Origin of the sequence: Romboutsia sp. 13368 (assembly GCF_018336475.1) — a bacterium.
In the GTDB taxonomy this organism is placed as follows: Bacteria; Bacillota; Clostridia; order Peptostreptococcales; family Peptostreptococcaceae; genus Romboutsia.
Genome location: NZ_CP048741.1, coordinates 172,437 through 178,735, shown reverse-complemented (window position 1 = coordinate 178,735; position 6,299 = coordinate 172,437). Strand labels below are relative to the sequence as shown.

Here is a 6,299-nt window from a genome sequence, read left to right as displayed (position 1 = left end):
TTATAAATAGAAGATACCAGATATATATCTGGTATCTTCTATTTATATAAGTATTTATTATATTACACCTTGGCTAACCATAGTATCTGCAACTTTTAAGAATCCTGCTATATTTGCTCCAACTACGTAGTTTCCTGGCGTTCCATAGTTTTCAGCTGCATCTTTAGCTGCCTTAAATATATTTTTCATTATTCCATGTAATTTTTCATCTACTTCTTCAAATGTCCAAGATAATCTCATGCTATTTTGAGACATTTCAAGAGCTGAAGTTGCAACTCCACCTGCATTTGCAGCCTTAGCTGGAGCAACTAATAATCCTTGCTCTAAGAAGTATTCAACAGCTTCATTTGTACAAGGCATATTAGCACCTTCACCTATTACTGTTGTTCCATTTTCAACTAATATCCTAGCATCATCTAAATTTATATCATTTTGAGTAGCACATGGAAGAGCTATATCACACTTAACTGTCCATATTCCTTTTTGCCCTTCAAAATACTCTGCTCCTTCTTTTCTAGATACGTATTCTTTTATTCTCTTTCTTTCAACTTCTTTTATTTGTTTAACTATACTTAAATCTATACCGTTCTCGTCTACTATGTATCCTGAAGAATCACACATTGCAACTACTTTAGCCCCATGAGCCATAGCTTTTTCTGCTGCATATATTGCAACATTACCAGATCCTGATATTACAACTCTCTTACCTTCAAAGCTTTGACCATGATAATTTAACATTTCATTTACAAAATATATAAGTCCAAATCCTGTTGCTTCTTTTCTAGCTAAAGATCCACCATAAGTTAATCCTTTACCAGTTAAAACTCCAGCATCATAAGAGTTTCTTAATCTTTTATATTGTCCAAATAAATATCCTATTTCTCTCGCTCCAACACCTATATCTCCAGCTGGAACGTCTACATCTGGACCTATATGTCTATATAATTCAGTCATAAAACTTTGACAGAATCTCATTATTTCATTGTCTGATTTACCTTTAGGGTCAAAGTCTGAACCACCTTTACCTCCACCTATTGGTAATCCTGTTAAAGAGTTTTTAAATATTTGTTCAAATCCTAAGAATTTTATTATACTTAAGTTAACTGATGGATGGAATCTAAGTCCTCCTTTGTATGGTCCTATAGCACTATTAAACTGTACTCTAAAACCTCTGTTAACTTGAACATTTCCATTATCATCTACCCAAGGAACTCTAAACATTATTTGTCTCTCAGGCTCTACTATTCTTTCTAATATRTTTTGTTTTATATATTCTGGGTGTTTAACTAATACAGGTTCTAATGAATGTAATACTTCTTCTATTGTTTGGTGAAATTCGCTTTCTCCAGCATTTCTAGCTTTTACTTGTTCTATAACTCTTTCTATAGTTTCTTTAGCTTCCATTTCAATAGTTTTATCTAGTACATTTTCAATCTCAAATCCCATTTTTAAGATCCCCCTTTTATATAAAAACATCTTTCAAGTAGATTTTATTGTGTATTGAAAACATTCGCAATATATTTTAATTTACAAAAAATGCTCTTACTTTCCAACATTAGTTATAAAATTAAANTTAAATTAAATATAAAATAATTAGTTCTCATTACCTATATTTATAGATACTATAGTTAGTCCCAAGTTATTCATTTATTTTTATTAAAATTTTCAATGTAATAAAAAATAGGATAAAGTAAATACTTTATCCTATTTCAACCATTTCACCTTTAACTGCATATATTATTTTTTCACATATATTTGTTATATGATCTCCTATTCTCTCTAAAGACCTTCCTATAAATAAAAGATTTACACCTTGATTTATAGCATTAGGATTATCATTCATTATTTTTAAACTATCAACTTGAACCATTTCATATAATCTATCAACTTCATCATCTTTTAAAGCTATATCTCTAGCTAAATTTTCATCTTCATTTTCTAGAGATTCTCTTACTCCTAAAATCATATCTTTACATACTTTATACATTTTAGGAATATCTACTAACTCTTTTATATGCTTTTCTGTTCCTATTTTTATAGTTTCTTCTGCAATATTTACTACATAATCTCCTATTCGTTCTAATTCTACAGCTATAAACCCTAATGCATATATATATCTTAAATCTTTAGCCATTGGTTGCTTTAATGCTAATAATTCTATACTTCTATCCATTATATACTCTCTTAATAAGTCTATCTCATCATCTTGTTTTATTAACTTTTTACAACCTTCAATATCTTGATTTAATAAATACTTAATAGATAAATCTAATATATTATCACATTTATCTATCATATTTATCGTATACTGCTTTAATGTATCTATGCTCAAACCTAAATTTGTATTTAACATATTAATCCCCTTCTTATCAACCGTTTTAATATTTCAATACTTTAAATTAAAATGTACTTAAATTTTATCCAAATCTTCCAGTTATATAATCTTCTGTTCTCTTATCTCTTGGAGTAGTAAACATAGCTTTTGTTTCATTATGTTCTACTAATACTCCATTTAAGAAAAATGCTGTATCATCAGATATACGTGCAGCTTGTTGCATATTATGAGTTACTATTACAATTGTATAATCTTTCTTTAACTCTTCTATTAATTCTTCAACCTTAGATGTTGATATTGGGTCTAGAGCAGATGTAGGTTCATCCATTAATATTACTTCTGGTTTCATAGCTATAGCTCTAGCTATACATATACGTTGTTGTTGTCCTCCAGATAATCCAAGTGCAGATGTTTTTAATCTGTCTTTTACTTCATCCCATATAGCTGCACCTTTTAAACTTTCTTCAACTATTTTATCTAAAGTTTTCTTATCTCTTATTCCATGTATACGAGGTCCATAAGCTATATTATCATATATACTCATTGGGAATGGATTTGGCTTTTGGAATACCATACCTACTTTTGTACGTAATTTTATAACATCTTCAGTTTGATATATATCTTCTCCATCGACCTCTATTTTCCCTTTTATTGTTACATTTTCTATTAAATCATTCATTCTATTTAACGTTCTTAAGAAAGTTGACTTTCCGCATCCAGAAGGACCTATTAAAGCTGTAACTTTATTTTCTTTTATATCTATATTTATATCTTTTAATGCTTGATTATCTCCATAAAATAAATCTAAATTCTTTATACTTAATTTAACATTATCTAAACTCATATTTACACCTCGTAAAATCTTCTTTAATAATTTGCTTTATTTAATTTCTTTGCTACAAACTTAGCAACTGTATTTAAAAATAACACTATAAATATTAAAACAATACCTATACTAGCAGCTGATGCTATATCTCCTTTTTCCTTAGTTAAAAGGTATGCATGTACAGTTAGGTTTCTAGCACTATCAAATATAGTTCCAGGCATTTGTGCTACTGTACCTGCTGTTAATAAAACTGCTGCTGATTCTCCTATTACACGGCCTACTGATAATATTATTCCTGACAAAATTCCAGGTATTGCACTTGGTAATACTACTTTATATAAAGTTTGGAACTTAGTTGAACCTAAAGCTAAAGACGCTTCTCTATATCCTTGAGGAACTGTCTTTAAAGCTTCTTCTGTAGTTCTTATTATTACTGGTAATATTATTATCGCTACAGTAAGAGCTCCTGATAATATTGAATATTTTAAATTTAAAACTACTACGAAGAAAATTCCACCGAATAATCCATATATTATAGATGGTATTCCTGCTAAACTTTCTGTTGCAAATCTTATTGTATTTACTATTTTTCCTTTTTTAGCGTATTCTTGTAAATATATAGCAGATAAAATCCCTATAGGTGTAGCTATTGCTATAGAAAGTATAACTGTATATAAAGTTGTAACTATCATTGGAAGTATTCCTCCACTTCCATCTGCTGAGTAGTCACTTGTTAGGAATGATAGATTTATTCCACCTATTCCTTTCATAAATATATATCCTACAATTACTACAAGCACTGATACTGTGAAAAATGCCGATAAGTAAATTAATGCCTTTAATAAATTCTCTTTTAACTTTCTCATATTAATTTCCCGCCTTGTTTGAAAGTTTATTTAATACTAGATTTAATATTAGTATGAATGTAAATAACACAACACCTGTTGCAAATAACATTTCTTGGTGAGTACCAAATGCATATCCCATTTCTAATGCTATATTAGTTGTAAGTGGTCTTACACTATCCATTAAAGATGATGGCATAACTGGTGAATTTCCTGCTACAAGTATAACTGCCATTGTTTCACCTAAAGCTCTACCAATTCCTAATACTATAGCTGCTAAAATTCCTGACTTAGCTGCTGGTAATACAACCTTAAATATTGTTTCTATTTTAGATGCTCCAAGTGCTAATGAACCTTCTTTATAAGCCTTAGGCACTGCTCTTATTGCTGTTTCTGATACTGATATTATAGTTGGTAACATCATTATTGATAAAACTATTATTACAGCTAATAAACTTTGACCTTTTGGTAAATTAAATACATTTTGTATGCTTGGAACTATAACTGCCAATCCAAATATTCCATATAATACAGATGGTATTCCTGCTAATAACTCAACTGCTGGTGATATTATTTTTGCTACTTTCTTAGGGGCAACTTCTGCTATAAATACAGCTGTTAAGATTCCTACCGGTACTCCAATTATAAGTGCACCCACTGTAGCTATTATAGATGCCACTACCATTGGTGCTATACCAAACTTATCACTTCCTGGTAACCAGTCACTTCCGCTAAAGAAATCTATAAAAGAATATCCCTTAAATATAAACGGTGTTAGACCTTTATAAAATACAAATCCAATTATTAATAATAAGCTTAAAACTGCTATTAGTGAGCTTATAAAGAATATATTTTTTGATACCTTTTCTATAATATATTTATTTTTATTTCTATTACTTATATCTTTACTCTCTGCTAATTGGGCCTTAGCCAACATAAATCAATCTCTCCTTTAAATTAATTATTTTCACATAATTTCTATATTTAAATGATAACTTTTAAAAGTTAAATCTATATTAGATTTATGTTAGGTTTATGTTATAATGTTAAGTTCATGTTAAATATTTTAAATTTTAAAAATGTATGTTAAGTATAAGATATATTTCTTATAATTAAAAAARAGTACTAGACAATATCCAATTGCCTAGTACTCTTTTTTAAAGATTAATTTATGCTTATAAAGCCTTCTTCTTCTACTATTTTTTGTCCTTCATCACTTAATATATAATCTATAAACTTTGTTCCTGATTCAGATATATTACCTTCTTTATTAACAAATAAGAACGGTCTTGCTATTGCATATGTATTATTTTTTACATTCTCAGAAGTTAATTCAACACCATCTATTGTTAATGCATTTACATTATCATCAACATATCCAAATGAGATATATCCTATTGCATTTTCATTTCCTTCAACAGTTGATTTTATATTACCTGAACCATCACTTATTTGAGCATCTTTAATTAGTTCTTCTGATTCAAATCCAACATTTTCTTGGAATCCATCACGAGTTCCTGATCCATCTTCTCTTGATACAACTACTATTGGAGCATCTTTTCCTCCAACCTCTTTCCAGTTAGTTATTTTTCCTGTATATATATCTCTTACTTGTTCTAATGTTAAATCTTTTACTTCATTATTTTTATTAGTTATAACAGCTATTCCATCTATAGCTATTTGAGTTTCTTTTAATCCAGCTGCTTTTTCTTCATCTTTTAAATCTCTTGATGCCATACCTATTTGTGAAGTTCCATCTATAGCATTTTTTATACCTGCTGAAGATCCTATTTGTTGAACTTCAATGTTTATACCTTCATTTTTAGCTGAGAAATCTTCTCCTAATATTTCAACTACTGGCCCTACTGAAGTTGACCCTGATATTGTAACCTTATTTGAATCTTGACTAGCTGATGAACCACATCCTACTGCTAATGATCCTATTAACATCGTCCCCATTAAAAGTGTTGCTACTCTCTTATTTAACATTTTCCATTCCTCCAATTAAATTCAAAATTTATTTCAAGTTTTTATTTTTAATCTTTACACTTTAATATTACAGTTCTTTTGTTAAATGAATATTATGAATTAGTTAAGTGAATGTAAATAATGTTAAAACTATGTAAAATTCGCTTTGCTCATATCGCCAACGATATATCCTTGCTACCGCTTCGGATACATCCGTTGCTCAAAAAATTAAAAAAAGATACCTGATTAACAGGTATCTTTATTATTTAATATTCTTTTTCTAATTTATCTACTAATTCTTTAAATACTTCTAATRCTTTATCAA

Annotated in this window: 6 protein-coding genes; all 6 read right to left on the bottom strand. The window is 28.8% G+C overall.

Translation table 11 applies throughout. From position 1 onward, the window contains the following. Positions 1–57: 57 nt before the first annotated feature. Positions 58–1,446, bottom strand: coding sequence for an NADP-specific glutamate dehydrogenase (gene gdhA, locus G3997_RS00775; protein ID WP_330616148.1), 1,389 nt, complete (start codon positions 1,444–1,446; stop codon positions 58–60). A gap of 253 nt (positions 1,447–1,699) precedes the next feature. After that, positions 1,700–2,353 carry a phosphate signaling complex protein PhoU gene (gene phoU / locus G3997_RS00770; RefSeq protein WP_296646575.1) on the bottom strand — a complete coding sequence of 218 codons (654 nt, stop codon included), beginning with the start codon at positions 2,351–2,353 and terminating at the stop codon, positions 1,700–1,702. Positions 2,354–2,417: 64 nt separating this feature from the next. Beyond that, a complete protein-coding gene (gene pstB / locus G3997_RS00765; protein WP_296646570.1) occupies positions 2,418–3,179 on the bottom strand; it encodes a phosphate ABC transporter ATP-binding protein PstB in 762 nt (253 codons plus the stop codon). A gap of 23 nt (positions 3,180–3,202) precedes the next feature. After that, entirely contained in the window at positions 3,203–4,027 is an 825-nt protein-coding gene (gene pstA / locus G3997_RS00760) for a phosphate ABC transporter permease PstA (protein WP_296646567.1), read from the bottom strand. Between the two features lies 1 nt (position 4,028). Continuing rightward, positions 4,029–4,943: a phosphate ABC transporter permease subunit PstC gene (gene pstC, locus G3997_RS00755; protein WP_296646563.1), complete on the bottom strand. Its 915-nt coding sequence runs from the start codon at positions 4,941–4,943 to the stop codon at positions 4,029–4,031. A 227-nt stretch (positions 4,944–5,170) separates the two neighbouring features. Beyond that, entirely contained in the window at positions 5,171–5,995 is an 825-nt protein-coding gene (locus tag G3997_RS00750) for a phosphate ABC transporter substrate-binding protein (protein ID WP_296646559.1), read from the bottom strand. Positions 5,996–6,299 lie beyond the last annotated feature (304 nt).